The sequence below is a fragment of the Variovorax palleresanus genome, assembly GCF_051144945.1.
In the GTDB taxonomy this organism is placed as follows: Bacteria; Pseudomonadota; Gammaproteobacteria; order Burkholderiales; family Burkholderiaceae_C; genus Variovorax; species Variovorax paradoxus_S.
This window is the reverse complement of sequence record NZ_JBJNVP010000002.1, coordinates 3,990,456-4,015,770: the sequence shown is the minus strand read 5'-3', so window position 1 is coordinate 4,015,770 and position 25,315 is coordinate 3,990,456. Positions and strand designations below refer to the sequence as shown.

21 protein-coding genes are annotated in these 25,315 nt (G+C 68.2%); 8 read left to right on the top strand and 13 right to left on the bottom strand.

Features of this window, described 5'->3' with window-relative positions; all coding sequences use genetic code 11:
• The 3 genes from ACJ7Z0_RS22625 to ACJ7Z0_RS22615 are packed head-to-tail and all read right to left on the bottom strand — an operon-like array spanning position 1 to position 2,144.
• The gene (locus ACJ7Z0_RS22625) at positions 1-372 is read right to left on the bottom strand and encodes a Rieske (2Fe-2S) protein (protein ID WP_434791628.1); all 372 of its coding nucleotides are present in this window, start codon (positions 370-372) and stop codon (positions 1-3) included.
• Between the two features lie 10 nt (positions 373-382).
• Positions 383-1,054, bottom strand: a complete 672-nt coding sequence (locus ACJ7Z0_RS22620) for an HAD family hydrolase (RefSeq protein ID WP_434791627.1) — start codon at positions 1,052-1,054, stop codon at positions 383-385.
• Positions 1,047-2,144 carry an RluA family pseudouridine synthase gene (locus tag ACJ7Z0_RS22615; RefSeq protein WP_434791626.1) on the bottom strand — a complete coding sequence of 366 codons (1,098 nt, stop codon included), beginning with the start codon at positions 2,142-2,144 and terminating at the stop codon, positions 1,047-1,049. The genes ACJ7Z0_RS22620 and ACJ7Z0_RS22615 overlap by 8 nt, the downstream gene beginning before the upstream one ends.
• Before the next feature lie 559 nt (positions 2,145-2,703).
• On the opposite strand from ACJ7Z0_RS22615, the gene ACJ7Z0_RS22610 reads away from it, so the two are divergent.
• Positions 2,704-5,937: an Rne/Rng family ribonuclease gene (locus tag ACJ7Z0_RS22610; RefSeq protein WP_434791625.1), complete on the top strand. Its 3,234-nt coding sequence runs from the start codon at positions 2,704-2,706 to the stop codon at positions 5,935-5,937.
• A 142-nt stretch (positions 5,938-6,079) separates the two neighbouring features.
• Here the strand turns inward: ACJ7Z0_RS22610 and ACJ7Z0_RS22605 are convergent, their stop codons facing one another.
• The 4 genes from ACJ7Z0_RS22605 to hemC form a co-directional block, all read right to left on the bottom strand.
• On the bottom strand, positions 6,080-7,363 hold the full coding sequence (locus ACJ7Z0_RS22605) for a heme biosynthesis protein HemY (protein WP_434791624.1): 1,284 nt from the start codon (positions 7,361-7,363) through the stop codon (positions 6,080-6,082).
• Positions 7,364-7,452: 89 nt separating this feature from the next.
• On the bottom strand, positions 7,453-8,490 hold the full coding sequence (locus ACJ7Z0_RS22600) for a uroporphyrinogen-III C-methyltransferase (RefSeq protein WP_434791623.1): 1,038 nt from the start codon (positions 8,488-8,490) through the stop codon (positions 7,453-7,455).
• Between the two features lie 49 nt (positions 8,491-8,539).
• Positions 8,540-9,328 (bottom strand): uroporphyrinogen-III synthase, encoded by a 789-nt coding sequence (locus ACJ7Z0_RS22595; protein WP_434791622.1) that lies wholly within the window; start codon positions 9,326-9,328, stop codon positions 8,540-8,542.
• 19 nt (positions 9,329-9,347) lie between these two features.
• Entirely contained in the window at positions 9,348-10,274 is a 927-nt protein-coding gene (gene hemC, locus ACJ7Z0_RS22590; RefSeq protein WP_434791621.1) for a hydroxymethylbilane synthase, read from the bottom strand.
• An 83-nt stretch (positions 10,275-10,357) separates the two neighbouring features.
• On the opposite strand from hemC, the gene ppc reads away from it, so the two are divergent.
• From ppc to ACJ7Z0_RS22575, 3 genes are all read left to right on the top strand, one after another.
• On the top strand, positions 10,358-13,204 hold the full coding sequence (ppc, locus tag ACJ7Z0_RS22585; protein WP_434791620.1) for a phosphoenolpyruvate carboxylase: 2,847 nt from the start codon (positions 10,358-10,360) through the stop codon (positions 13,202-13,204).
• A 31-nt stretch (positions 13,205-13,235) separates the two neighbouring features.
• Positions 13,236-13,775, top strand: coding sequence for a hypothetical protein (locus ACJ7Z0_RS22580; RefSeq protein WP_434791619.1), 540 nt, complete (start codon positions 13,236-13,238; stop codon positions 13,773-13,775).
• 171 nt (positions 13,776-13,946) lie between these two features.
• On the top strand, positions 13,947-15,197 hold the full coding sequence (locus tag ACJ7Z0_RS22575; RefSeq protein ID WP_434791618.1) for an MFS transporter: 1,251 nt from the start codon (positions 13,947-13,949) through the stop codon (positions 15,195-15,197).
• 14 nt (positions 15,198-15,211) lie between these two features.
• Here the strand turns inward: ACJ7Z0_RS22575 and ACJ7Z0_RS22570 are convergent, their stop codons facing one another.
• From ACJ7Z0_RS22570 to ACJ7Z0_RS22560, 3 genes are read right to left on the bottom strand one after another with little or no spacing between them, the layout of a single operon-like run.
• Positions 15,212-16,480, bottom strand: a complete 1,269-nt coding sequence (locus tag ACJ7Z0_RS22570; RefSeq protein ID WP_434791617.1) for an AI-2E family transporter — start codon at positions 16,478-16,480, stop codon at positions 15,212-15,214.
• Positions 16,477-17,223: a LytR/AlgR family response regulator transcription factor gene (locus ACJ7Z0_RS22565; protein WP_434791616.1), complete on the bottom strand. Its 747-nt coding sequence runs from the start codon at positions 17,221-17,223 to the stop codon at positions 16,477-16,479. The genes ACJ7Z0_RS22570 and ACJ7Z0_RS22565 overlap by 4 nt, the downstream gene beginning before the upstream one ends.
• Positions 17,220-18,320, bottom strand: a complete 1,101-nt coding sequence (locus tag ACJ7Z0_RS22560; RefSeq protein ID WP_434791615.1) for a sensor histidine kinase — start codon at positions 18,318-18,320, stop codon at positions 17,220-17,222. The genes ACJ7Z0_RS22565 and ACJ7Z0_RS22560 overlap by 4 nt, the downstream gene beginning before the upstream one ends.
• Before the next feature lie 22 nt (positions 18,321-18,342).
• Here ACJ7Z0_RS22560 and argH point away from each other — a divergent pair, with 22 nt between their 5' ends.
• A complete protein-coding gene (argH, locus tag ACJ7Z0_RS22555; RefSeq protein WP_434791614.1) occupies positions 18,343-19,740 on the top strand; it encodes an argininosuccinate lyase in 1,398 nt (465 codons plus the stop codon).
• 12 nt (positions 19,741-19,752) lie between these two features.
• A complete protein-coding gene (locus ACJ7Z0_RS22550) occupies positions 19,753-21,228 on the top strand; it encodes a rhomboid family intramembrane serine protease (protein WP_434791613.1) in 1,476 nt (491 codons plus the stop codon).
• Between the two features lie 13 nt (positions 21,229-21,241).
• Here ACJ7Z0_RS22550 and ACJ7Z0_RS22545 read toward each other — a convergent pair whose 3' ends face one another.
• From ACJ7Z0_RS22545 to ACJ7Z0_RS22535, 3 genes are all read right to left on the bottom strand, one after another.
• Positions 21,242-22,543, bottom strand: coding sequence for a tetratricopeptide repeat protein (locus ACJ7Z0_RS22545; RefSeq protein ID WP_434791612.1), 1,302 nt, complete (start codon positions 22,541-22,543; stop codon positions 21,242-21,244).
• A 17-nt stretch (positions 22,544-22,560) separates the two neighbouring features.
• Positions 22,561-23,097 (bottom strand): hypothetical protein, encoded by a 537-nt coding sequence (locus tag ACJ7Z0_RS22540; RefSeq protein WP_431123781.1) that lies wholly within the window; start codon positions 23,095-23,097, stop codon positions 22,561-22,563.
• A 98-nt stretch (positions 23,098-23,195) separates the two neighbouring features.
• The gene (locus ACJ7Z0_RS22535) at positions 23,196-23,741 is read right to left on the bottom strand and encodes a DUF3455 domain-containing protein (RefSeq protein WP_434791611.1); all 546 of its coding nucleotides are present in this window, start codon (positions 23,739-23,741) and stop codon (positions 23,196-23,198) included.
• 193 nt (positions 23,742-23,934) lie between these two features.
• Between ACJ7Z0_RS22535 and ACJ7Z0_RS22530 the strand changes: the two genes are divergently transcribed.
• Together ACJ7Z0_RS22530 and ACJ7Z0_RS22525 are read left to right on the top strand one after the other, a co-directional pair.
• Complete coding sequence (locus ACJ7Z0_RS22530) at positions 23,935-24,510, top strand: RNA polymerase sigma factor (RefSeq protein WP_431123785.1); 576 nt, start codon at positions 23,935-23,937, stop codon at positions 24,508-24,510.
• A gap of 25 nt (positions 24,511-24,535) precedes the next feature.
• Positions 24,536-25,288, top strand: a complete 753-nt coding sequence (locus ACJ7Z0_RS22525) for an anti-sigma factor (protein WP_434791610.1) — start codon at positions 24,536-24,538, stop codon at positions 25,286-25,288.
• Positions 25,289-25,315: the final 27 nt, after the last annotated feature.

The following is a 25,315-nucleotide window of genomic DNA, read 5'->3' as shown; positions in this document are numbered from 1 at the left end:
TCAAAAAGTCAGGGGGTGGAGGTTCCAGGCAGTATGCCAGTGCACCACGCCGTCACGTTCGCTGAGGGCGATCTTCACGAGGCCGCCGCGGCACGGGCCGCCGGCGCACTCGCCGGTGTCCGGCCTGTAGACCGCGCCATGCGTGGCGCAGAGCAGCCACTGCCCGCTGTCGTCGAAGAAACGGTCGGGCTGGAAATCGAGTTCCATCGCCACGTGGCTGCATCGGTTCAGATAGGCATGCGGCTGCCCTTCGAAGCGCACCGCAAAGGCGCGGCAGGTTTCACCGCCGTAGACCACATCGAATGGCACGGCCCGGTCGCCTTCGACCAGGTCCGAGGCGTTGCAAAGGGGGATGGGCTCTTCTTCGCTCATCGCGAGATTTTCAGGCGTTGTCCAGAAGCCATGCTTCGAGGCTGGCCACCGAGTGCGCGACGAACAACGGCTTCAGCACGTCGAAGCTCTCGGGCTCGTGCGCGCCGTAGCTCACGCCCACGCTGGCGCAGCCGGCATTGAGCGCCAGCTGCAGGTCGTGCGTGGTGTCGCCGATCATCAGCGTGCGCTCGGCCGGAATGTCGAGCTCTTCCATCAGCTCAAGCAGCATGCGCGGATGCGGCTTGCCGAAAGTTTCGTCGGCCGTGCGTGAGGCATCGAAGCGGTCGCGCAGCGCCATCGACTTCAGCGCCTCGTTCAGGCCGCGGCGCGATTTGCCGGTGGCCACCGCGAGCTTGTGCCCGCGCGCGCGCAAGGCGTCGATCATCTGCAGCACGCCGTCGAACAGCACGAGGTCGTCCTGGTGCTGCAGATAGTGATAGCGGTAGCGTGCGCCGAGCTCGGCGTATTTTTCCTTCGGCACGTCGGGCGCCGCGCGCGCCAGGGCCTCCGCCAGGCCCAGGCCGATGACCCATGCGGCATCGTTCTCGCTTGGCTTGGCGCCGCCGACGTCAATCACGGCCGCCTGGATGCAGCGCACGATGAGCCGCGTGGAGTCGTAAAGGGTGCCGTCCCAATCGAAGGCGATCAGGTCGAAACGCAGGGGTCTGGAAGATTCAGTCATTGGCCGTGGGAGTCGGGTGTTGGGCAAGCGCCTCGAGCGCATGGGACGGCATCAACGCGTGCAGTTCGGGCGGCAGGCCGGCCTGCAGCGCCACACGCTCGCCGGTCGCGGGGTGGTTGAACTGCAACCGCCAGGCATGCAGGAACATGCGCCGGAGGCCGAGTTTATGGAGCACGCGCTGGCGTTCGAAGTCGCCGTACTTGTCATCGCCCGCAATCGCATGGCCGGCCGATGCAAGGTGCACGCGGATCTGGTGTGTGCGGCCGGTCTTGATGGTGACCGCCAGCAGGGACAGCGGCGCGGCATCGCCGGGCAGCGTGAGCCGCGCCAGCACGCGCACCAGCGTCACCGCGCGCATGGCGTCGGGATGGTCCTTGGCGACCACGCGCACGCGGCGCTCGCCGGCGCCGGCACCGTCGCCCGGCAGCAGGTACTTGGCGAGTGGCGCGTCGAGCACCTTCTTGTTGGCGGGCCAGGCACCTTCGACCAGCGCGAGGTAGGTCTTGCCCGTCTCGCGCTCGCGGAACTGGTCCTGCAGCGCCACCAGCGCGCTGCGCTTCTTCGCCACCAGCAGGATGCCCGAGGTCTCGCGGTCGAGCCGGTGCACCAGCTCCAGGAATTTCGCGCCCGGCCGTGCCGTGCGCAGCTGTTCGATCACACCAAAACTCACCCCGCTGCCGCCATGCACCGCCACGCCGGCGGGCTTGTCGATGGCAATCAGCGCGTCGTCTTCCAGCAGCACCGGAAATTCGCGCGCGGGCGCGGGTGCCGTGGCGCCCTCTTCGGCACGCGGCGAAATCCGCACCGGCGGCAGCCGCAGCACGTCGCCGGTCTCGATGCGGGAATCGGCCTGCGCCCGACCCTTGTTGATGCGCACCTCGCCCGACCGGATGATCCGGTAGACATGCGTCTTGGGGACGCCCTTCAGATGGCGGAACAGGAAGTTGTCCAGCCGCTGCCCAGCGGATTCCGCGTCCACAGTAATGAATTTGATGGACGCGTGCGGCGCCCCGGCATCGGCCGCGGCTTTTTGATCTGCGGGATTTGGAGCGGCCGCAGGGCTTTGCTTCGCACCTATAATGTTTTTCACCAGCGCGGTCGTGTAAGTGCTTGATTAGACAGAAGTTTAGATCACTGCAGTCAAACGCCCAGGACAACGCTGCGAGGTCGATGCCGCTTTGGCGCCGAGACTGCAAACCCCGCGCAATGGCGCAAAGTGGCAGACCCTGCACCCAAGTTAAGCCGACACCCACGAAACACCGATACGGAATACCCAGCCTGCAGCTTCCAAGCTGCAGGCGGATCGAAGCGAGTCCCTTGTGTTGATGCTGCTGATTCAAATGTGCCTGCGCTGGCCCACCTGGCTTCTGCCAGCGGCCTCAGGCATCGAGTCATCCGCACCGCGCGCCACCATTGCGCAACCAGCTATCAATAAGATAGCTGCTCAACACCGAATCTGGCTCGCGCCCATCCACGCGCCCCCACCCCGGCTGTCTTCTTGAGCTGACGCTCAAGAGGCCTGTTCGCGCTTGCCGCGGCAGTGACAGCAACCGGGGCCAAGCGGCAATTCCCCTCGTTTCGCGGGCGTCGTCCGTGCATCGTTGGCCCGTCATGGGCCGCAAGAACGATACATATAAGGACAACGCATCATGAAGCGGATGCTGATCAACGCCACGCAGGCCGAAGAACGCCGCCTGGCCATCGTCGACGGGCAAAAGCTCCTCGACTACGAAATCGAGATCGAAGGGCGCGAACAGCGCAAGGGCAACATCTACAAAGCCGTCGTGACGCGCGTCGAGCCCTCGCTCGAAGCCTGTTTCGTCGACTACGGTGAAGACCGCCACGGCTTCCTGCCGTTCAAGGAAATCTCCAAGCAATACTTTGCCGAAGGCGTTTCCGCCAACCAGGCACGCATCCAGGACGTCATCCGCGAAGGCCAGGAACTGGTCGTCCAGGTCGAAAAGGAAGAACGCGGCAACAAGGGCGCGGCCCTCACCACCTTCATCTCGCTGGCCGGCCGCTACGTCGTGCTGATGCCCAACAACCCGCGCGGCGGCGGCGTGAGCCGGCGCATCGAGGGCGACGACCGCGCCGAACTCAAGGAGGCGATGGACCAGCTCGAGTACCCGAAGGGCATGAGCATCATCGCGCGCACCGCCGGCATCGGCCGCTCGGCGCCCGAACTCCAGTGGGACCTGAACTACCTGCTCAAGCTCTGGAGCGCCATCGACGGCGCGGCCAAGGGCGGCAAGGGCGCCTTCCTGATCTATCAGGAATCGTCGCTCGTCATTCGCGCCATTCGTGACTATTTCAATCACGACATCGGCGACATCCTGATCGACACCGACGACATCTACGACCAGGCGCAGCAGTTCATGGCGCACGTCATGCCCGAGCATGCCGCCCGCGTGAAGCGCTACCGCGACGACGCCGCGCTGTTCAGCCGCTTCCAGATCGAGCACCAGATCGAGTCGGCCTATGCGCGCACCGTGCAGCTGCCCTCGGGCGGCGCCATCGTGATCGACCACACCGAAGCGCTCGTGTCGGTCGACGTGAACTCGGCCCGCGCCATCAAGGGCGGCGACATCGAAGAAACCGCCACCCGCACCAACCTCGAAGCCGCCGACGAAGTGGCCCGCCAGATGCGCCTGCGCGACCTGGGCGGCCTGATCGTCATCGACTTCATCGACATGGACGAGTCGAAGAACCGCCGCGAAGTCGAAAGCCGCCTGCGCGACGCGCTGCGCCAGGACCGCGCCCGCGTGCAGTTCGGCTCGATCAGCAAGTTCGGCCTGATGGAAATGAGCCGCCAGCGCCTGAAGCCGGCGCTCTCGGAAGGCTCGTCGATCCCCTGCCCCCGCTGCGGCGGCTCGGGCCACATCCGCGACACCGAATCGAGCGCGCTGCAGATCCTGCGCATCATTCAGGAAGAGTGCCTGAAGGACAACACGGCCGCCGTGCACGTCCAGGTGCCGGTCGAAGTGGCGTCATTCCTGCTGAACGAAAAGCGCCCCGAAATCGCCAAGATCGAGCTCAAGCAGCGCGTCACCGTGCTGATGGTGCCCAACAAGACGCTCGAAACGCCGAACTACAAGCTCGAACGCCTGAAGCACGACGATCCGCGCCTCGACCACATCGAAGCCAGCTACAGGATGGCCGACGAGATCGAAGACCCGACGGCCGTGACACGCCGTTCGCAGGAACCCACCAACAAGCAGACGCCGGTCATCAAGGGCGTACTGCCCGACGCACCGGCGCCCGTGGTGCCGCCCAAGCCCGAAGCCGTGCGCGCACCCGCCGTGGCCCCGGCACCGGTCGCACCGCCCGTGGCAAGTGCACCGGCTCCGGCCGAAATGGGCTTCTTCGCGCGCCTCAAGAGCTGGTTCGGCGGCACGCCGGCACCGGCTCCCGCACCGGCCGTGATTCCGGTCGAGGCACCGAAGCCCGCGCGCCGTGATGGCGGCCGCTCCGGCCGCGACGGTGAAGCGCGCGGCGCCCGCGATGGCGAGCAGCGCCGCGGTGGCCGCGGTGGCGAAGGCCGCAGCGAAAACGCTGGCCGCTCCGGTGGCCGCGACGGCGAACGCCGTGGCGGACGTGGTGGCGAGCGCCGTGGTGAAGGACGCGAAGGCCGCAGCAGCGAACTGCGCAGCGAAGCCGCCCAACCGCGCGAGCAGCGTGAGCCTCGCGAACAACGCGAACCCCGCGAGCAGCGCGAACCCCGTGAAGCACGTGGTCCGCGTGAAGGCGAACAACGCCGCGGCGGCCGTGGCGAACGCCGCGAAGGCGAAGGCCGCGAGGCCCGGCCAGTGGCTGCCGAATTCGACGGCAATCTCGAAGCACAGCAACTGGCGCCCAACGCGCCGGCTGGCGACGAAGGCAATGCACCGGCAGAACGCGCGCCCCGCGCCCGCGGCGAACGCCGGGAACGTGGCGAGCGCGGTGAACGTGCTGAGCGTGGCGAACGCAGTGACCGCGGCGACCAGCGCAATGCCGCCGAGGCACCGCGCGACGCGTTCGGTGGCGACAACGCCGACGCCCAGGACGGCACGCAAGCCGAACGCGCCCCGCGCGGCGGCCGTGAAGAGCGCGGCCCGCGTGGTGAACGCAGCGACGGCCGCCGCGAGCGCCGCGGTGAAGGCCAACCGCGTTTCGCCAACGGCGAAGCACCAGCACCTGCCGACGAAGCGGGTCTGCGCGGCGCCGAGCCGGCTGACGTCGCGCCCGGCAACGAAGGCGAGATCGGTGGCAACGAGCAGCAAGCGCCGCGCCGCGAAGGCGAAGAGCAGCGCCGCGGTCGTTCACGCGACCGTTATGGCCGCGACCGCCGCGAACGCGGTCCGCGCGACGAGAGCGAAGCCAATGTGGCCGGCGCATCGGCCGAGGCGAACGAAGCGCCCGTGCGACAGCAGCCGGAACACGCCGAAGCCCGCGCCGCAGTGCCCGAAGAAGCCTACACACCCGCACCGCGGAGCTACTTCGACCGTCCTGCAGCGGCACCGGCGCCCGCAGCAGTCGCTCCCGTTGCCGTTGCCGCAGCGCCCACCGTCGCTCCCGTCGTGGTCGAGAGCAGCGTCAGCAGCAGCAAGCCTGCCGCCAACGGCCGCGCCTTGCCGAAGGTTCAGCCTTTCGAACTGCCGCTGAGCGAACTGGCGCAGATCGCCGAGACTTCGGGTCTGCAGTGGGTGAACTCCGACGCCGAGCGCATTGCGCAGGCCCGTGCAGCCATCGCGGCCGAGCCAAAGCCGGTGCATGTGCCGCGCGAACGCCCGCCCGCCATCGTGCTCGACGCCGGTCCGCTGGTACTGGTCGAAACCCGCCGCGAACTCGGTTCGATGACGCTGCCTTTCGAAAAGGCGCCGTCCGACGCACAAGGCGTGAACTGAAGCATCCCGGGCCCGACGGCCCGAGAACAATAAAAAACGGCGCCAATTCGGCGCCGTTTTTTTATGGGGAACGAAACCGCTGAACCGCAGGAGCGGCCACTGTCTGGTGCACCGCGGGCAGCGTCAGGGGCTGCCAGCCCCTTCAGACCTTCTCGGTCTGCGCGGCGCGCTTCCAGGCCTCGGCCGCGTGCTCTGCATCCCCGCGCGCTTCGGCCAGTTCTGCGAGCGCGAGCCATGCACGGCGATAGAGGTCCGTGTCCTGCAGGCCCAGGCCGGCCTGGGTGAGCAACTGCTGGGCCTTGCCCCAGAGCTGTCGCTTCATGCACGCCATGCCCGCGAGGTACTGCAGGTTGGGGTCGCGCGGATTGTTTCGCTGGGCCGATTCGATGCGGGCGAGCCACTCCGCGTCCACTGAATCGAGCCCCGCTTCGAGCGCCCGCGCCAGCTTGACGCGCAGGGCGTCGCCCAGCGCGCGAGGCTGCGACACCATGCGCTCCCAGGCGGGCAGCAGCCATTCGCGCGCCAGTGCCAGGTCGCCGCGCAAGGCCACCATGCGATGGGCGGCATGAATCGCCACCTCGGGCATTTGACGCTCGGCCATGTCGAGTTCGGTCCAGGCACGAAGCAGTTGCGCCGGGTCGTGCGCGCCGGACAACAGCTCGGTCGCGAGGCCGCGCACGATGCTCTGCGCCGCAGCGTCCGAGAACGCGCGGTGCTTGGCGAGCAGGCGCGCGGTTTCCAGCGCTTCGAGCGTGCGCCGATCCTGGCGCGCTGCCTTCAGGCGAATGCGGAGCGCGAGGGTTCGCCGTTGCACGCCTTGGGGAAGCTCTTCGAGCCGGGCCAGCGCCGCCGCAGGATCGCGGTCTTCGAGCGCCCAGCGCGCGGCGCGCAACTGCACGCCTTCACGCGTTTCCGGCGTGGCCAGCATGGTGCGATCGGCGCTTTCGTTGAGGGCTTGCTGCAGGTGGGCATCGCGCGCCGGCCGGTCCTGCAGCGCCTGTGCGCTCTCGGCGGCCAGCAGGTGCGACAGCACGCGAACCTGATGAGCCTGCGGCAGGCTGGCATCGAGGGCCGCCAGCGTCCTTTCCTGGACCAGCGCCGCTTGCGCGGCCTTGCGCGCGCGCGAGAAGCGCCCCGACAGCAGTTGCACCATCGAATCGAGCAAGGCCGAATGCAGCATGCGTTCCTTCTGCTGCAGCCGCCATTGGCGGGCCTGGGTCGGCAGCGAGAACAGCGCCGCCAGGCCGCGCAGCGCAAGGTGCAGCAGGACAAAAGCGCCGAGCAGGATCACCAGCACCAGGTTGAGCGAAAGATCGACCCGCCATGGCGGCCAGAACACCGTGATCGTGCCCTGGTTGTTGCCGGCGAACAGGGCCACCGCCGCCGCAATGGCGAACAGCGCCAGGAGCCAGAGTGCTGCCCTCATGTCAGTCCTCCCGCCGGGCCGCCCCAAGGCAGGCCTGCGCCCCCTCGGGGGGCAGCGAATACACGAAGTGAGGAACGTGGGGGCTCATATCAGCGCCCCGCGGCCGCGGTTGCCAGCGCGGCCAGCGTGTCGTCGATGCGCGGAGCTTCGGAGGTCTTCACCTGGGCCTGGAGTTGCTGCAGCAGTGTTGCGGCGGCCTGTGTGCGCCGCGACGCCGGATCGAAATAACGGTTCAGCGTTGCCGAAACCGTGGCGAGCTCGCTGCGTGCGACATCCACCTGCCGCGACAGCAGCGAGAGGCGCGCATTGAGCAGCTTGAGCTTGAGGTTCTCACGCAGGAAAAAAGTCTGGTCGGGCGCCAGCAGCACGGCCTCCGGGCGATCGATGCGCCCGACCCGCACCAGCGACCGCGCCTCGGCGCGCACCGTGAGAAGCGCCCGCTCCCACCATGGCGCGTCGGCCGGAATGGGTTCGGCCTGCCAGGCGTTGAGTCCGTTCCCGCGCATGGCCACCGCATTGAGCGGCGGCAGATCGTCCACGCCGCGCGTCAGCTCGTCGATCTTCTGCAGGGCTTCGCCGCTGTCGAGGCTGGCGCTGCTGCGCAAGCGGTCGGCATCGCGCTGCATGGCGCGCTGCAGCGGCGCAAGCCGGGGTTGCGCCGCGCGCGCAATGCGCTGATCGCCGGCCTTGAGGGCCGCAAGCAGTGGCTCCACGCTGCCCGTGACCTGGGCCTGCTGCAGAGCAAGGCGCACGGCCGACTCGATGTCGACCACCAGGTTCTCGTCGCGCGAGCGCGAGAGGCTCTGCATCAGTTCTTCGAGCTGCGATCGCTGGAGCGCGACCTCGGCGACGCGGGTTTCGGTGAGGGCGGCACGCGCCGCGGTGTCGCGCACGGTCTCGATGGCCTGCCGTGCGAGCGTTCGCGCTTCGAGCGACTGGGCTTGTGCATCTGCGCTCTGGCGCGCCAGCTGCTCCTGCATACCGCTGACCTTCTGCCACAGGGAAATGGCAATCACCAGCGACGCGAGCGACACCAGGGCCAAGAGGCCGAGCCCGATGCGTGACAGCGTGGTCGCGGCGGCCGCCAGCGACTCCGGCGACTGCGATGCCGCCAGCGGTGCAGGCACCGGTGCGGTGGCGGATGGGGGGAGAAGTCGTCGGACGGGGACGCGGCACTCATGTGAAGGATTCTATCGACGCGATCAGTGCCTCACGCAGCGGCTTGCACACCCGCACCACGCCGAATCCCGCGGCCCGCGCGGCCTCGGCGATGCGGGCATGGGTAGCCACGGCGCCGGCCGCATGCCACTTGGTGCCGGGCATCGCATCGCACAGGTTCGCGATGGCTTCGGAGCTGCTGAACAGCCAGATCGCACGGCCCGCGGCGCCCTCGAGCGCCAGCGCGCGCGCCGCGTCATCGAAGGACGGCGGCAGGCGCCGATAGGCGACCACGGTGTCGCGGCAACCCTGCGCGGCTTCGATTTCGTTGGCGAGCCAGTCGCGCCCGCTCGGATGGCCGGCCGCGTCGCCGCCACGAACGATCAGCACGCGCACGCCCGCCGAGACCTGGGTTCGCACCCGTTCCCACAGCGCTTCGGAGTCGAAGCGCGCGGCATCGGGCAGAGGTGCATCGATGGCCTCTTTGGGCACGCCCGCACGCAGCAGCGCGCGCGCGGTGCCCGGACCGGTGGCCCAGAAACGCAGGCCCGCCGCAATCGCGGCTTTTGCTTGTGCGCCTTCCGCGTGAAGAAAGAAATGCTCGACGGCCGCGGCGCTCACGAACATCAGCGCCGCGTAGTCCGACAGGCGCTTCCAGGAGGCCCGCAGCGGCTCGGCGTCGACGGCGGGCTCGATGGCGATCAACGGCAGCGGGGCCGCCTCGAGCCCCGCGGCGCGAAATTCGTCCACCCACTGCACGGCCTCGCGCGCCGGCCGCGTCACGATCACGGGCTTGGCGGCAGCCATGTCTCTTGGGTCGCCTGCTTCAATGAGCGCCAGCGGCGCGCAGCAGCGCGGCGGCCTGCTCACCCAGCACGCCGGCCTGCGCAAAATCGGCCGCTTCAGCCTCTGCATGAACCCGCACCAGCGGCGCGTTGCCCTCGGGATCGCCCCACGCGGCATCGATGCGCAATGCGCCGTCGGCCTGCCAGCGCGCATGGGCCGCCAGCGGCATGGAGCAGCTTCCGCCCATCGACCGGCTGACCGCGCGCTCGGCGGCGGTGGCCAGCCAATCGCCCCTGTGATTTAGGGACGCAAGCAGCGCGATCAGGTCGGCGCGGTCGGCCCGCATCTCGATGCCGAGTGCGCCCTGCCCCGCGGCCGGCAGCATGGTGTCGGGCTCGAACGCGACACGGATGCGCTCTTCGAGGCCGAGCCGCTTGAGCCCGGCCGCCGCGAGCACGATGGCGTCGTACTGGCCTTCGTCGAGCTTGCGCAGGCGGGTGTCGAGATTGCCGCGCAGCGGCTCGATGCGCAGGTCGGGCCGCAGGGCACGCAACAGCACCACGCGCCGCAGGCTGGAGGTGCCGACGACCGCGCCCTGGGGCAGTTCGTCGAGCGAGGCATAGCGCGGCGACACCAGCGCGTCGCGCGGATCTTCGCGCTCCAGCACGCAGGCCAGCACAAAGCCTTCGGGCAGATCCATCGGCACGTCCTTGAGCGAATGCACCGCGATGTCGGCGCGGCCTTCCTCGAGCGCGAGCTCGAGCTCCTTCACGAAGAGGCCCTTGCCGCCCACCTTGCTGAGCGACTTGTCGAGGATCTGGTCGCCACGCGTGGTCATGCCCAGCAGGCTCACCGAGTGGCCTTTTTCTTGCAACAGCGCCTGCACGTGCTCGGCCTGCCACAAGGCCAGCCGGCTTTCGCGCGTGGCGATCACGATATTGCTCAAGACCGTCCCCAAAAAGTACAAGTTTCAGACCTCCGGAATGCTAGCATGTTGCGCCGCAGCAACGCAGGCGGCGCGTCCATTCAAGTCCCCAGGAACAACATCGAATGAAAGCCAGCACGACCCCTGCCGCGCCCAAGCGCCGCCAAGCCGAAGACCAGCCGCTGATCGACGACATCCGGCTTCTGGGCCGAATCCTCGGCGACGTGATCCGCGAACAGGAGGGTGAGGAGAGCTATGCGCTGGTCGAGAAGATTCGCACGCTGTCGGTGTCCTTCCGCCGCGATGCCGACCATGCCGCCGACCGCGCGCTCAAGAACCTGCTCAAGGGGCTCAGCGCGGCCGAGACGGTGCGCGTGATTCGCGCCTTCACCTATTTCAGCCACCTGGCCAACCTGGCGGAAGACCGGCACCTGATCCGCCGCCGCACCGAGGCCGAGCGCGCCGGCGAAAGCGCCGACGGCGATCTGCAAACGGCCCTCGCGCGCATCCGCAAGGCGGGCGTCAAGCCTGACGAGGTGGTGGCTTCGCTGGCCCACAGCTACGTGTCGCCGGTGCTGACCGCACACCCGACCGAAGTGCAGCGCAAGAGCATCCTCGATGCCGAGCGCGCCATTGCCCTGCTGCTCACCACGCGCGACGAGATCAAGCTGCGCCAGAACGCCTACGCGGGCGGAAAAGACGCGCTCTCCCCGCTCGAATTTGCCGAGAACGAAACGCAGATGCGCATCCGCGTCACGCAGATCTGGCAGACGCGCCTGTTGCGCTTCTCCAAGCTCACCGTGGCCGACGAGATCGAGAACGCGCTGAGCTACTACGAAGCCACGTTCCTGCGCGAAATTCCGCGCGTCTATGCCGACCTTGAAAAGGCGCTGGGCCAGGGCGGCACCGTGCCTTCGGTGGCGACCTTCCTGCGCATGGGCCAGTGGATCGGCGGCGACCGCGACGGCAATCCCAACGTCACGGCCGAAACGCTCGAATACGCTCTGCGCCGCCAGGCCGAACTGGCCTTGCGCCACTACCTCACCGAAGTGCACTACCTCGGTAGCGAACTCTCGCTTTCCGCCACGCTGGTGGACGTGTCGGTCGAGATGCAGGCGCTCGCCGAACGCTCGCCGGACACCAGCGAACACCGCAAGGACGAGCCCTACCGCCGCGCACTCACCGGGGTGTATGCGCGCCTTGCGGCCACGCTGCGCGACCTGACTGGCGGGGAGGCCGCGCGCCATGCCGTGCCGCCGCAAAACCCCTACACCCGGGCCGAGGATTTTCTGGCCGATCTTCACACCGTGGAACAGTCGCTCGCCGAGAAGCACGGCAGCGTGCTGGCCGCACCGCGCCTGCGGCCGCTGATCCGCGCGGTGGAGGTGTTCGGCTTCCACCTGGCCACGGTCGACCTGCGCCAGAGTTCGGACAAGCACGAGGCCGTGATCGCCGAGCTGCTGTCCACCGCGCGCATCGAGCCCGCCTACGCCTCGCTGGCCGAAGAGGCCAAGCAGACGCTGCTGCTCAAGCTGCTCGACGATGCCCGTCCGCTGCGCGTGCCCGATGCCGAATACTCGCCGCTCGCGAAGAGCGAACTCGCGATCTTCGCGGCCGCGCGCACATCGCGTGCGCGATACGGCGTGGCGGCCATCCGCCACTACATCATCAGCCACACCGAAACGGTGAGCGACCTGCTCGAAGCGCTGCTGCTGCAAAAGGAAGTGGGCCTGTTGCGCGGCGCGATGAACGGCAACGCCACCTGCGACCTGATCGTGGTGCCGCTGTTCGAAACCATCGAAGACCTGCGCAACGCCGCGCCCATCGTGCGCGCCTTCTATGCACTGCCGAACATCCAGGCGCTGATCGAGCGCTCGGGCGCCGAGCAGGACGTGATGCTCGGCTACAGCGACAGCAACAAGGACGGCGGCATCTTCACCAGCAACTGGGAGCTCTACCGTGCCGGCATCGCGCTGGTGGCGCTGTTCGACGAGCTCAACAAGAAGAAGAAAACCAACCCGATCCGTCTGCGCATGTTCCACGGCCGCGGCGGCACGGTGGGACGCGGCGGCGGCCCGAGCTACCAGGCGATCCTCGCGCAGCCCCCGGGCACGGTGCGCGGACAGATCCGCCTCACCGAGCAGGGCGAAGTCATCGGCTCGAAGTACGCGAATCGCGAGATCGGCCGGCGCAACCTCGAGACGCTGGTGGCCGCCACGCTCGAAGCCACGCTGCTGCCCCAGGCCAAGTCGGCGCCCGCCACATTCCTTTCGGCAGCCGGGGAGCTTTCGACCGCGAGCATGGCGGCCTACCGCAAGCTGGTCTATGAAACCCCGGGCTTCGGCGACTACTTCTTCGGCTCCACGCCGATCCGCGAGATTGCCGAACTCAACATCGGCTCGCGTCCTGCCTCGCGCAACCCGAGCCACAAGATCGACGACCTGCGCGCCGTGCCGTGGAGCTTCAGCTGGGGCCAATGCCGGCTCACCATTCCCGGCTGGTTCGGCTTCGGCTCGGGCGTGGAGCAGTTCCTGGCGTCGGCCGAAACGCCGGCCGCGCGCAAGGAACGCGTCGCGCTGCTGCGCCGCATGTATGCGCAGTGGCCGTTCTTTCGCACCCTGCTCTCCAACATGGACATGGTGCTTGCCAAGAGCGACCTCGCACTGGCCTCGCGCTACGCCGAACTCGTGACCGACCGCAAGCTGCGCCAGAAGGTGTTCTCGATGATCGACACCGAATGGCACCGCACCTCCGACGCGCTCACCCTCATCACCGGCGCCAAGCAGCGGCTCGAAGGCAATGCCGAGATGCAGCGCTCGGTGCGCCACCGCTTTCCGTACATCGACCCGCTGCATCACCTGCAGGTCGAACTGATGCGGCGCTATCGGGCGGGCGAAGGCGGTGAGCGGCTGCAGCGCGGCATCCACATCTCCATCAACGGGGTCGCGGCGGGCTTGCGCAACACGGGCTGATGCGAGTGAATCCATCGGTAAGCGCTCGTTCATGAGCACCATCCAGTCTCGCCGCAAACTCATCGTCATCATCCTTCTGTGCGTGGCGATAGGAGGAGCGCTCGTGCGGCACTACGCCGAGCGCGGGTCGACCACGCGCGACATCGGCACGCTTCTGATGGTGCTTTGGGTGCCCATCATCGGCAACGTAATCGGCTGGCTCATCGGCAAGCTGCCGCGGCGCACGCCGCCGGCCGAGCCCGTGAGCTTCGATGCGGCTGGCGCGTTCACGCCGCACCTTCGCATCGAACTCACGCTGCGGCCGACAGCGCTGCTTTCGCACAACGTGCCGCTTTCCGCCGGGGAATACCGCTCGGCGCTGGTGGTGGGCAACCAGGGCTTCTCCGCGCGATGGTTCGTGCCGCAGGGCGAAGTGCTCGAGCGGGGCACGCCGCATGCGATCGACGTCGAATTGCTGACGCCGGACACGGCAAAGGCGCACTTCCCCGAAGGTGAGGCCTTTCGTGTGCTGGTGGGCGACTCTTTCATTGCCGACGGCCGCGTGCTGCAGCTGCACGCAGCCCGCATCTAGCGGATCGAGAGAAGAGCGCGACAAGCAAAAGGGTCGATTGTTCGCTCTGGGGAAACTGACAACTGCTGGCGAGCCCCTTTGTGAAGGGCGCTTGCGCCTGGACACTGGGTGGCCTTTCGCAACAACGTGTCGGCACGCGCTTCGCCGATGCGATCCCAGGACCTCCTTCCCATGATGAATTCACCCAGCAGCAACCCCTGCGTCGACGATCTCGTGCACGAGCCGGCCAAGGTCGCCCGCTCCACCCGTTCCGACTGGTTGGCCGTCGGCTCGATTGCCGTGGGCACCTTCGCGATGGTGTCGACCGAGTTCATGCCCATCGGCCTTCTGACCGACATCGCCCGCGGCCTCCACGTGTCCGACGGCACGGCCGGCCTGATGATCACCATGCCCGGCGTGCTGGCCGCCTTCGCCGGGCCGGCGCTGATCGTCGCGTCGGGCCGCCTCGACCGGCGCACCGTGCTGATCGCGCTCACCACGCTTCTGATCGCCTCGAACCTGCTCGCCGCCTTTGCGCCCAACTTTGCCACCATGCTGGTCGCGCGGCTGATGCTCGGCCTGTGCGTCGGCGGCTTCTGGACCTTTGCGCCGGCCGCGGCCACGCAGCTGGTGCCGGACGCCTCCAAAGCGCGGGCCATGTCGCTGGTGCTGGCGGGCGTGTCCGCCGCCACGGTGCTCGGCGTACCCGCGGGCTCGTTCCTCGGCACGCTGTTCGGCTGGCGCGCTTCCTTCGCGGTGACGGGCGCGCTCGCGGCGCTGGTGCTGGTGGTGCAGCTGTGGCTGCTGCCTGCGATACCGCCGGTGCGCGCCATCGGTGCGCGCGACCTGCTCACGCCGTTGACGCGGCGCATGGCCCAGGTCGGCCTGCTCGCGGTGCTGTTCTTCATTGCCGGCCACTTCGCGGCCTACACCTACCTGAAGCCGCTGCTGCAGCAGGTATTCGGGCTGGCGCCGAACTCGGTCTCCACGCTGCTGCTGGTCTACGGCGCGGTGGGATTCATCGGCACCTTCATCGGCGGCAGCCTGGTGGCGCGCAGCGTGCGCGGCACCACCCTGCTGGCGGCGCTGATGCTCGCGACCGCGCTCTTGCTGTCCACGGTGATCGGCAGCGGCTTCGTGGCCGGCGCGGTCGTGGTCTTCATCTGGGGCGTGGCCTTTGGCCTGATCCCTGTGGCGCTCACGGGCTGGATGATGGAAGCCGTGCCCGATGCACCCGAAGCCGGCCAGGCCCTGCTCGTGAGCGGCTTCCAGGTGGCGATTGCTTCCGGCGCACTGATCGGCGGCGTCACGGTCGACAACTACGGCATCTCGAGCGCGATGGTGCTCAGCGGCGTGCTGGTGCTGATTGCCGCGCTCATCGTCGGCACGCTGGGCCGCGCACGCGGTGGCGCGGCGGCACTGGCTGCTTCGTCGGCCGAGTAAGGCGCCCGCCTCGGCTACTCCCCCAGCAACTCGCCGATCGGCTGCAGGTCTTCGACCCGGTCGCAGATCGACTTGATCACCATGGTGATGGGAATGCCGAGCAGCAGCCCCCAGACGCCCCACAGCCAGCCCCAGAAGATCACGCCGACGAACACGGCCACGGGGTTCATGCGGCTGGTGCGGCTGGTGAGCCAGGGCACCAGCAGGTTGCCGACGAGGGTGTGGATGACCAGCGAGGTGCCGGCCACCAGCAGGCCCATTTCGATGGTGTTGAATTGCACGAAGGCCACCAGCCCCGCCGCGGACATGACGATCACCGAGCCGATGTACGGCATGAGATTGGTCACCGCCGCCACGATGCCCCAGACGGCCGCGTTGTCCAGGCCGAGGGACCAGAACGCCAGCCCCGTGGCAACGCCCACAAGTATGCTGGTCAGGATCTGCACCAGCAGATAGCGCTCGATGTTTTGCGTGATGTCGTCCAGCACGTGCACGGTGATCTTTTTCTTCTCCAGGCTCGGGCCGGTGATCTTGATCAGCTTGCGCCGGAACGTGTTGCCCGAGCACAGCGCGAAGAAGGTGAGAAAGGCCACCAGGGTGAGCTGCCCCACGGCGGCGAGCAGCCCCACGGTGCCGCTCCACAGGTACTCGCGCACGTTGAACGGCGGCCGCTCGATGATGACGCGCGCCACGCCTTTGCGCGCCGCGACGCGGGCCGAGTTTTCCTCGGCCGCGCGTTCGAGTTGCGCGGCGGCCTGCTGCACGCTGTCCAGCGGCGTGGCGGCGGCGTTCTTGTCGCTGCGCGTGGCCTGGCGCAGCTTCTGCGCCGCCACCGGCAAGGCATCGAGAAGCTCGGAGGCGCTGCCCGACAGCGAATAGCCGGTCCAGCCCAGGCCGCCACCCAGGCTCAGCAGGATCACCGCCGCACCGATCCAGCGCGGCACCCTCCAGCGCTCGAGCACGTCGACCAGCGGCGACAGCGCGTAGCTCATCAGGAGGCTCAGCATCAGCGGAATGAAAACCGCCGACGCCCATTGCAAGGCAAAGACGCTGGCCAGCACGGCGAGCACCACCAGCGATGCGCTGCGCACGTCGACCGGCATGTGCAGCAGCACGCGGTCGGGCTCGGGTTCCGGTTCGGGCTTTGTTTCCGGTTCCGGTTCCGTGGCTTCCCGCAGCGGCTCGGGCACGGGTGCGGGGGGCAGTTCCGGCGGGGGCTCCACGACTTGCGGCTCCTCTTGCACCGCCGCATCCTGGCCGGCCGTTTTCTTGTCGTCGCTCATCGCGGTTCCTTCAGCACTTCGCGCACTGCAGCCAGTTGCCGCCGCGACACCGCGACGGGTTCGGGGATCGCGTCGAGCCGCAGGGCCCAGCCTTCGGCGTCTTCCCCGTCGTCGTATTTCTCGAGCGCGCGGATGGCCGAGCGTGCTACCAGCGCATTGCGGTGCACCCGCAAAAAGCGTCCCGGATACCGCTCCTCGAATTCATTCAGCGAACCGTCCAGGATGTGGCTGCGCGAGGCGGTGCGTACCGTGAGGTACTTGTACTCCGATTTCAGGTAGAGCACTTCGGACAGCGGCACCCGCTCGGCGCGGCCGCGGTCCTGGATGAGCACGCTTTCCTGCAGGGCGTTCGCCTGCAGCGCGCGCCGCTCCTTGAGAAAACGCTCGGCCTTCTGCAGCGCCTGCTGCAGGCGCTCGGCCCGCACCGGCTTGGTGAGGTAGTCGACCGCGTCCAGGTCGAAGGCGGTCACCGCATGGGCCGCATGGGCGGTCACGAACACCACGGCCGGCGCATCGGCCTGGCTGCGCAGGGCGCGCGCCACCTCGATGCCGTCGACGCCGGGCATGTGCACGTCGAGCAGCACCAGGTCGAGCGCCATGCTCTCCAGGTGCTGCAGTGCCTCGGCGCCCTGCGCGGCCTCGGCCACCACTTCGGCGGCGGGCGATCGGCAGTCGCGCAACAGGGTTCGCAGTCGCGAGCGGGCCAGGGCTTCGTCGTCGACGATCAGGGTCTTGAGAGTCATGGTTCGGCGGGAATGGCAATGCGTACGCGATAGTTCTTCTGGTCCATGCCGGCGCTGAACTGCATCTGCATGTCGTGCAGCAGCCGCAGGCGGTCGCGCACGTTGGCCAGCGCAATGCCATGGCCACGCGGCAGGGGCTCGTCGGCCCAGCGCAGGGGCGGCAGGCTGTTGACCACTTCGATCACCACCACGCTGCCGCGGCGCTCGGTACGGATGCGCAGCCTGGCGCCTTCGGGGCTGGGCTCCACGCCGTGCTTGATGGCGTTTTCCACCAGCGGCTGCAGCAGCAGCGGCGGCAGCCGGGCGTTGCTGGCGGCGGCATCGAGGTCCCAGCGGATGCGCAGGCGGTCGCCGAATCGCACCTGCTCGATGGCCAGGTAACGCTCGGCCAGCGCGATTTCGTCGGCCAGCGTGCCGGATTCGCCCGGGTCGGCCAGCGCCTGGCGAAACAGCTCGGCCAGGTCTTCCAGCATGGTCTCGGCCTTGGCGGGCTCCTCGCGCACCAGGGCAATGGCGCTGTTGAGCGTGTTGAACAGAAAGTGCGGCTGGATGCGCGACTGCAGTTCCTCCAGCCGGGCCGTCATGGCGGCCGGCGTCTGGCCGCGCGCCCGCAGCACCATCGCGGCCATGACCAGGCCCGAAATGAAGGCGCCCGCCACGGCGCTGGCAAGCCACGGCGCCGTGCCAAGAACGCCGGTGAGCCGCAGCAGGCCGCAGCCGTAGAGCGAGGACAGGGCACCCAGCGCGGCACCGGCCGCGTACTGCGCCTGCCGCGGCAGGCGCCCGAGCGGCTTCTTGAGCCCGCAGGTGGCCACCAGCCACAACAAGGTGGCAGGCAGGGCGCCGCCCGTGACGGTGGCGGTCTGCACCAGCCATCCCGTGGGGGAGGACGACACGAAGAGCGTGGCGGTCGCGACCAGCGCTTCCACGAAGAGCACGGTGCGCAAAACCACCCCGATCTGGCAGGCGTCGAACAGCCCGGCGCTGCCGCGCGCAGGCAAACGCCCTCTTTCCGGCGGGGCCGCAGGCGTGGGGGTGGAGGTGGCCGATAAAATCGACGGCTTGCGCATCACAGATACATTGGGTAACCAACCCATTATTGCCTCTCGAACGGCTCCCATGACTCAAAACCAACTCGACAAGAAATCCGAAGCCTGGTCGGCCCTGTTCTCCGAACCCATGAGCGACCTCGTGAAGCGCTATACCGCGAGCGTGTTCTTCGACAAGCGTCTGTGGCAGGCCGACATCGAGGGTTCTCTGGCGCATGCCGGCATGCTGGCCGCCCAGGGCATCATCGCCACGCAGGACCACGCCGAGATCGAGCGTGGGATGGCGCAGATTCGCAGCGAAATCGAATCGGGCGCCTTCGAGTGGAAACTCGACCTGGAAGACGTGCACCTGAACATCGAGGCCCGGCTGACCCAGCTCGTGGGCGACGCCGGCAAGCGCCTGCATACCGGCCGCAGCCGCAACGACCAGGTCGCCACCGACGTGCGCCTGTGGCTGCGCGGCGAAATCGACCTGATTGCCGAACTGCTCGTCGCGCTGCAGGTGTCGCTGGTGGACATCGCCGAGAAGAACGTCGAGGTCATCCTGCCCGGCTTCACGCACCTGCAGGTGGCGCAGCCGGTGAGCTTTGGCCACCACATGCTGGCCTACGTGGAAATGTTCAGCCGCGACGCCGAACGCCTGCAGGACGTGCGCAAGCGCGTCAACCGCCTGCCGCTGGGCGCCGCCGCGCTGGCCGGCACCAGCTATCCGCTCGACCGCGAACTGGTCGCCAAAACGCTGAAGATGGACGGCGTGTGCCAGAACAGCCTGGACGCCGTGAGCGACCGCGACTTTGCCATCGAGTTCACCGCCGCCGCCAGCCTGTGCATGGTGCACATCAGCCGCATGAGTGAAGAACTCATTCTGTGGATGAGCCAGAACTTCGGCTTCATCCAGATCGCCGACCGCTTCACGACCGGCTCTTCGATCATGCCGCAGAAGAAGAACCCCGACGTACCCGAACTCGCGCGCGGCAAGACCGGCCGCGTGGTCGGCCACCTGATGGCGCTCATCACCCTCATGAAGGGCCAGCCGCTGGCCTACAACAAGGACAACCAGGAAGACAAGGAGCCGCTGTTCGACACCGTCGACACGCTGAAAGACACGCTGCGCATCTTCGCCGAGATGATCGGCGGCATCACCGTGAAGCCCGAGGCCATGGAAGCCGCCGCCCTGCGCGGCTACGCCACCGCCACCGACCTGGCCGACTACCTCGTGAAGAAGGGCCTGCCCTTCCGCGACGCGCACGAAACCGTGGCCCATGCGGTGAAAGCCGCCACCTCGCACCAGGTCGACCTCGCGGAACTGCCGCTGGCCGTGCTGCAGCAGTTCAATCCGAAGATCGAAAAGGACGTGTACGACGTGCTGAGCCTGCGCGGCTCGCTCAATGCGCGCAACATTTTGGGTGGCACCGCGCCGGCGCAAGTGAAGGCGCAGATCGCGCGCCATCGCGCACGCCTCGCCTGAGCGAAAGCCCACTTGTTCTACGCCATTCCGCTCGAGAACAAACCGAGCTGGCGCAATCCACCGTGGATGACGGTGCTGCTGATCCTCGTGAACATGATCGTGTTCTGGGGCCCGCAGCGCAGCGAAGAAAAGGCCGACGAACGCGCGGCCCACTACTACGCGCACAGCGTGCTGCCCGAGCTGGAACTGCCGCCCTTCGTGGCCTGGCTCGAAGAAACGCGCTCGCCCCGCGCCAAGGCCGCCCGGCGCCTGCTGGCGCATGAGGAAACAGGGCTGCTGCTCGACGGCATGCAGCACGAGACGGTGTTCCTGCAGAAACTGCGGGCCGACGCCGTCGTCACGCCCGCCAATCCGCGCTACGCCGAGTGGAAGCGCGACCGCCAGCAGTACGAATCGATGCGGCCCGCGCCGTTTACCGAACGCTGGGCGCAGGACTACACCAAGGACGCCGAATTCAAGCCCTGGACCTGGATTACCGCGGCCTTCCTGCATGGCAGCACCGGGCACCTGCTGGGCAACATGCTGTTCCTCTTCCTGTTCGGGTTCTCGGTCGAGCTGGCGCTGGGCCGCGGCACCTACTTGACCTTCTACATCCTGGGCGCGGTGGGCGCCTCGATGCTGGCCGACTGGGCCTATGCGGGCAAGGGCAGCTACGGCCTCGGCGCCTCGGGCGCGGTGTCGGCGCTGATGGGCATGTACGCGGTGATGTACCGGCTGCGGCGCATCCGGTTCTTCTACCAGCTCTTCTTCTATTTCAACTACGTCACCGCGCCGGCCCTGCTGCTGCTTCCGGCCTGGATTGCCAACGAGCTACTCCAGCATCTGGTGGGCGGCCAGGGCATTGCCTACATGGCGCACCTGGGCGGCCTTCTGGCGGGCGCCACGCTGATGGCCTGCGCCACGGCGCTGGGCCGGGTGAAGACGCCGGAGACGGTGGCCTCCGAACAATCGGCCGACAACGGCGATTTCGATCGCCACGTGGCCGCGGCGCGCCGGATGGGCGCCGCCATGAAGTTCGAGGCCGCCACGGCCGAATGGCGTGCCGCCGCCGCATTGCGCCCCGGCGACACCGACACGCTGCGCGCCTGGTTCAACACCGCGCGGCTGCAGCCCGGGGGCGAAGATTTTCACCAGGCCGCGCGCCGCATCTTCCGCCTGCCGGCCACCGATCCGGACACGCTGGCCCTGCAACACGCCAGCTACACCACCTACCTCGACCAGGCCAAGCCGGGCGCCCGGCTCAAGCCCGACGACATGGCCCGGCTCGCGCGCCGCTTCACGCGCGTGCGCCAGTTCCAGGATGCCGACAAGCTGTGCCGCGTGCTGCTGAAGACCGCGCCCGACCATCCCGAGCTGGCCGACACGCTGTCGGTCTGCGCCAATGGCCTGCTGCATGCCGGCGAGCGCGACATGGCCGTCGGCTGGCTGCCGCACCTGCTGCGGATCGCGCCCAACGACATGGTGACGCGCGCCCTCGAGCGCGCTTGATCAGCCGGGCAACCTAGGCAGTCGGCCGCAGCAGCCAGCGCACTTCCTGCGTCTGCTCGCTGTCCGGAAAGCGCGATTCGAGCGTCGTGAGAATGGGCTGCGCCATGTCGGTGCGGCCCAGCCCCTGCACCAGCACCCGCGCTGCCAGCTCATAGGCTTGCGGAATGGCCGCATGCCCGCGAAACCGCCGGTCGAAACCCGACAGCAGCGCCAGCGCGGCATGCGCATCGCCATTGCGCCACTCGGCCTTGGCCAGCAACATCACCGTGGGTGCGTCGTCGATCGCAAAAGCCTTGTCCTTTTTGCGGCAGGCCCTGAAGACCTTGAGCGCCTCGGACGCCAGGTCGCGCCGCAGCAGCAGCGGTATGTAGCGGTGTCCATGGTCGAGCAAGGTGGCCGCCTTGTCGGGCGAGACCAGCAGCACCCGGTGATAGCGCCGCTGCGCCGCCAAGTCGTCGGGCGATGCCACGCGCTGCGCCTCGTAGGCCACGCCCAGCGCGCCGGCCAGGTCGCCCTCGGTGACCAGCTGCGCCACTTCGGCATCGGTACGCTGCGCGGCAATCTGCTCGGGCGTGCGGCGATCCGCCGGCGCGCCGTCGTCCACGCCGCCGCCGGGCAACAGGTCGATGCCGAAGGCGTCGTGGTGCTGGTACATCACGTAGCCCAGCAGGCTCGCCATCACCCAGCCGAAATAGATGAATGCGAAATTGGCGATCGGCAGCACGATGACCCCATCGATCATCGGCAGCAGCACGCCGATGGCGATCTGCGCCCCCGTGCTCAGCAGGAACAGGAAGAAGCACAGCAGCGCATAGGGCCAGCCGATGATGCGCATCGCATCCATCACGTGGCCGGGGTTCATGGCCTGGAAGAAGCTGCCCGACTGCACCAGCACGATCACCGCGGCCGGAAAGGTGAACGACACCACGAACAGCGCCACGGTGCCGAGCACCGGCTCGAACCATGCCAGCCAGCCGATCAGCGCGCCCTGCACCACCGAGATGGCGAACAGCTTCCACGGCAGGTTGACCCAGTCCTCGTTGAGCTCGCGCGGAAAATCGGCCGAGCGCCAGATGCCGCGCGAACCGAGCGCGGTCACCTTGAAACCATAGCGGCTGGCCGCGAGCACGATGCCCAGCTCGATCAGCAGCAGCGACAGCCCCGGGTGGACGAAGGGAAGCGCCTCGAACAGCAGGCTGCAGAACGCGAGCCCGAGGCCATACATCAACGGCCGCAGCTGGAACGGAAACGCGAAGAAGCTGTTGAGGCGATGCCAGAAAGGCGGCGGGGGCGGCAGCGAATCGTTGGCGAGCATGATGGCGGCGCCTGCCGTTACTTGAAGAAGTCGCTCTGGCTCATGGCGCCGCGCCCGCCCAGGCGCACCACCGTCACGTCGTCGCCGCGCACGAGCCGCATCTGGCCCATCTCGCGCTCCAGACGCTGCGTGAAGCTGCTCTTGAACTGCATCGCGGCCTCGCCCATCTTCAGCACGCTGGTGCCGGCGACAGTGGCGCTCTTGCGGTCGCTCGCGATCTCGACGCTGTCGATGTGGTACTCGTACTCGATGGTGAGAATGCCGCCCATCCCCTCGCCCACCATCTCGAACATCTTGAAGGTCTTGCGCAAGGACTCGCAGGCCTGTTCGCGGTCGCTGGTGGTCTCCTGCGTGCGGCCCATCATGACCGTCTTGCTCTGGAGGACGACCTTCTTGCTGAGCTGCTTGCACAGCTTCTCCGCGTCGCGCGAATAGATGGCGTGCGCCTCTTTCTCGTAGTACTGGCGCACCATGGCATCGTCGAGCTTGCGCCCGCCGATGAAAAAGTACCACGCGCCCACGCAGAGCGCGACAACGATCGCTATTTGTTTCATTCCCTGCCCCGCACCGTGGTGCGCCCCGCTCCGATTTTGCGAGGCAGTATACGTTGCCAAATGTTTTCCGGGTGACGGAAAGCGGGGCCCGAAGACGCTCAGATGGCGCGGTAGAAGATGTAGTCGGCCTGGTACTTCACAACCTGCTTGCGGCCCATGGCCGAGGCGTCGCAGGCCGCGGCCGGGGCCACGCCGCCTTGCGTCGACACGCGCTGGATGTAGCTCACGCCCTGCATGGCGCCCGTGCCCATCGCCGGATTCGCCTTCACCAGCTGGTGCGGGATGTTGCCGCTGCCGTTGGGCGCCACCGCCACCTGCGTGGCCGTGACCTTGGAGCCGTCCATGCTCTCCCAGGTGGCTGGCGGGCCGTAGTACCTGCCCACCTGCTTGCCGCTGCGGTCCATCAGCCTGGCGTCGGGGCCGACGAAGACCCATTCGTGCTGGCCGGGCATGCCGGCCTTGGCCCGGCATTCGTAGGTGATGTCGCCGGCGCCCACGGTCTCCATGGCCACCGCATGGCCGGCCGGCACCTTCACGGCATCCGGCAGGCCGGCCTGGGAATACATCGGGGGCTTGGCGCCCATGCCGGAACAGGCGGCAAGGCCGGCGGCGGTGGCGAGCGCGGTCAGGATGCGGATGGTCATGGTCGGTTCCTTTTTCTTTCGTATCGATGGCGGGTGAATGGACAGCGAGCCCGTGCTTGGTGTCGTGCGTTTCGACGGCCTCGCAGGCCTGTACGGAGGCCGCGGCCAAATGGATTCACGGCCGCCGAAGTGAATCTGCCCGGGCCGCCCCGCCGTATCTTTTCCATGCAGGCCAATGCCCCACAATCCGCGCATGACAGCACCCAGCCCCGATGCCGAACTGATCGCGCTGATCGATCGCATCGGCCGCCGCGACGAGGCCGCCCTGCGCCAGCTCTACGACCAGACGGCGCCCAGGCTCATGGGCCTGGCGATGCGGGTCGTGCGGCAGCGCGAGTGGGCCGAGGACGTGCTGCAGGAATCGTTCATGACGGTCTGGCGCGTGGCCGGCGACTACCGCGGCACGCTGAGCCCGCCGCTCGCCTGGCTGGGGCTGATCGTGCGCAGCCGCTCGCTCGACCTGCTGCGCCGCCGCACCGCCGACCGCGCCCAGCTCACCCAGGAGTTCGACGAGCTGATGGCCGAGACCCTCGAGTCCGACGCGCCCAACCCCGCCGACACGGCCGACGCCAGCGAGCAGGCCTGGGCGCTGCACCAGTGCCTGAGCCAGCTCGAGGCCCGCCAGCGCGAGGTCGTGAGCCTGGCCTACCTGCGCGAGCTGAGCCACGGCGAACTGGCCGAGCAGCTCAAGCTGCCGCTCGGCACGGTCAAGACCTGGATCCGGCGCGGGCTCGAAAAACTGCGCCTCTGCATGGGGCGCTTCGCCTAGCCGCGACGCCGACGACAAGCTTTCCATGAACCTTCTCGCCCACCCCGAACTGCTCGACCTGTTAGCCGCGAGCCATGCGCTCGGCACGTTGCGCGGCGGCGCCCGCAGGCGTTTCGAGACCCTGGCGCGCGAACAGGCGCCCGTGCGCGCCGCGGCGCTGGTGTGGCAGAGCCGGCTCGCGAGCATGACCGAGCTGCAAAGCCCGGTCGTCCCCGACGCGGCCGTGTGGACCCGCATCCGCAACATGATCGATGCCGAGCAGGCGCAGCACGCCATCGAGCGGCAGCGCGGTGCGGCCCCCAACGCTTCTCCGGCAGAGGGCGGCTGGCTGCGCAGCCTCGCACTCTGGCGCGGCGCCGCGGCGGCCGGTGCGCTTGCCACCGTCATGGCAGTGGGGGTCGGTCTGAACCTGCGCGACCAGTTGCAGAACGCGCCGGCCGTCCAGTACGTGGCGGTGCTGTCCGACGACAAGGCCACCGCCTCGATGCTCGTGACCTTCGATCCCAGGAAGCGGCAGCTGGTGCTGCAGCGCGTGGGCAGCTACGACGAAGGCGCCGACAAGTCGCTGCAGCTCTGGGCCCTGCCGCCGGGCGGCACGCCGCGCTCGCTCGGCGTGCTCGACCACGCGCCGGCGCTGCGGCTGCCTGCGTCAGAATCCGAAGTCCACGCCGTGCCGGCCCTGGCCGTTACCTTGGAAGCCAAGGGCGGCGTGCCACCCGGCAGTGGTCCGAAGGGCCCCATCGTATTCAAGGGCGCCCTGATTGAGAAAACCATCTGATCTGCTTCGTGTCTTCCCGATGTCTTC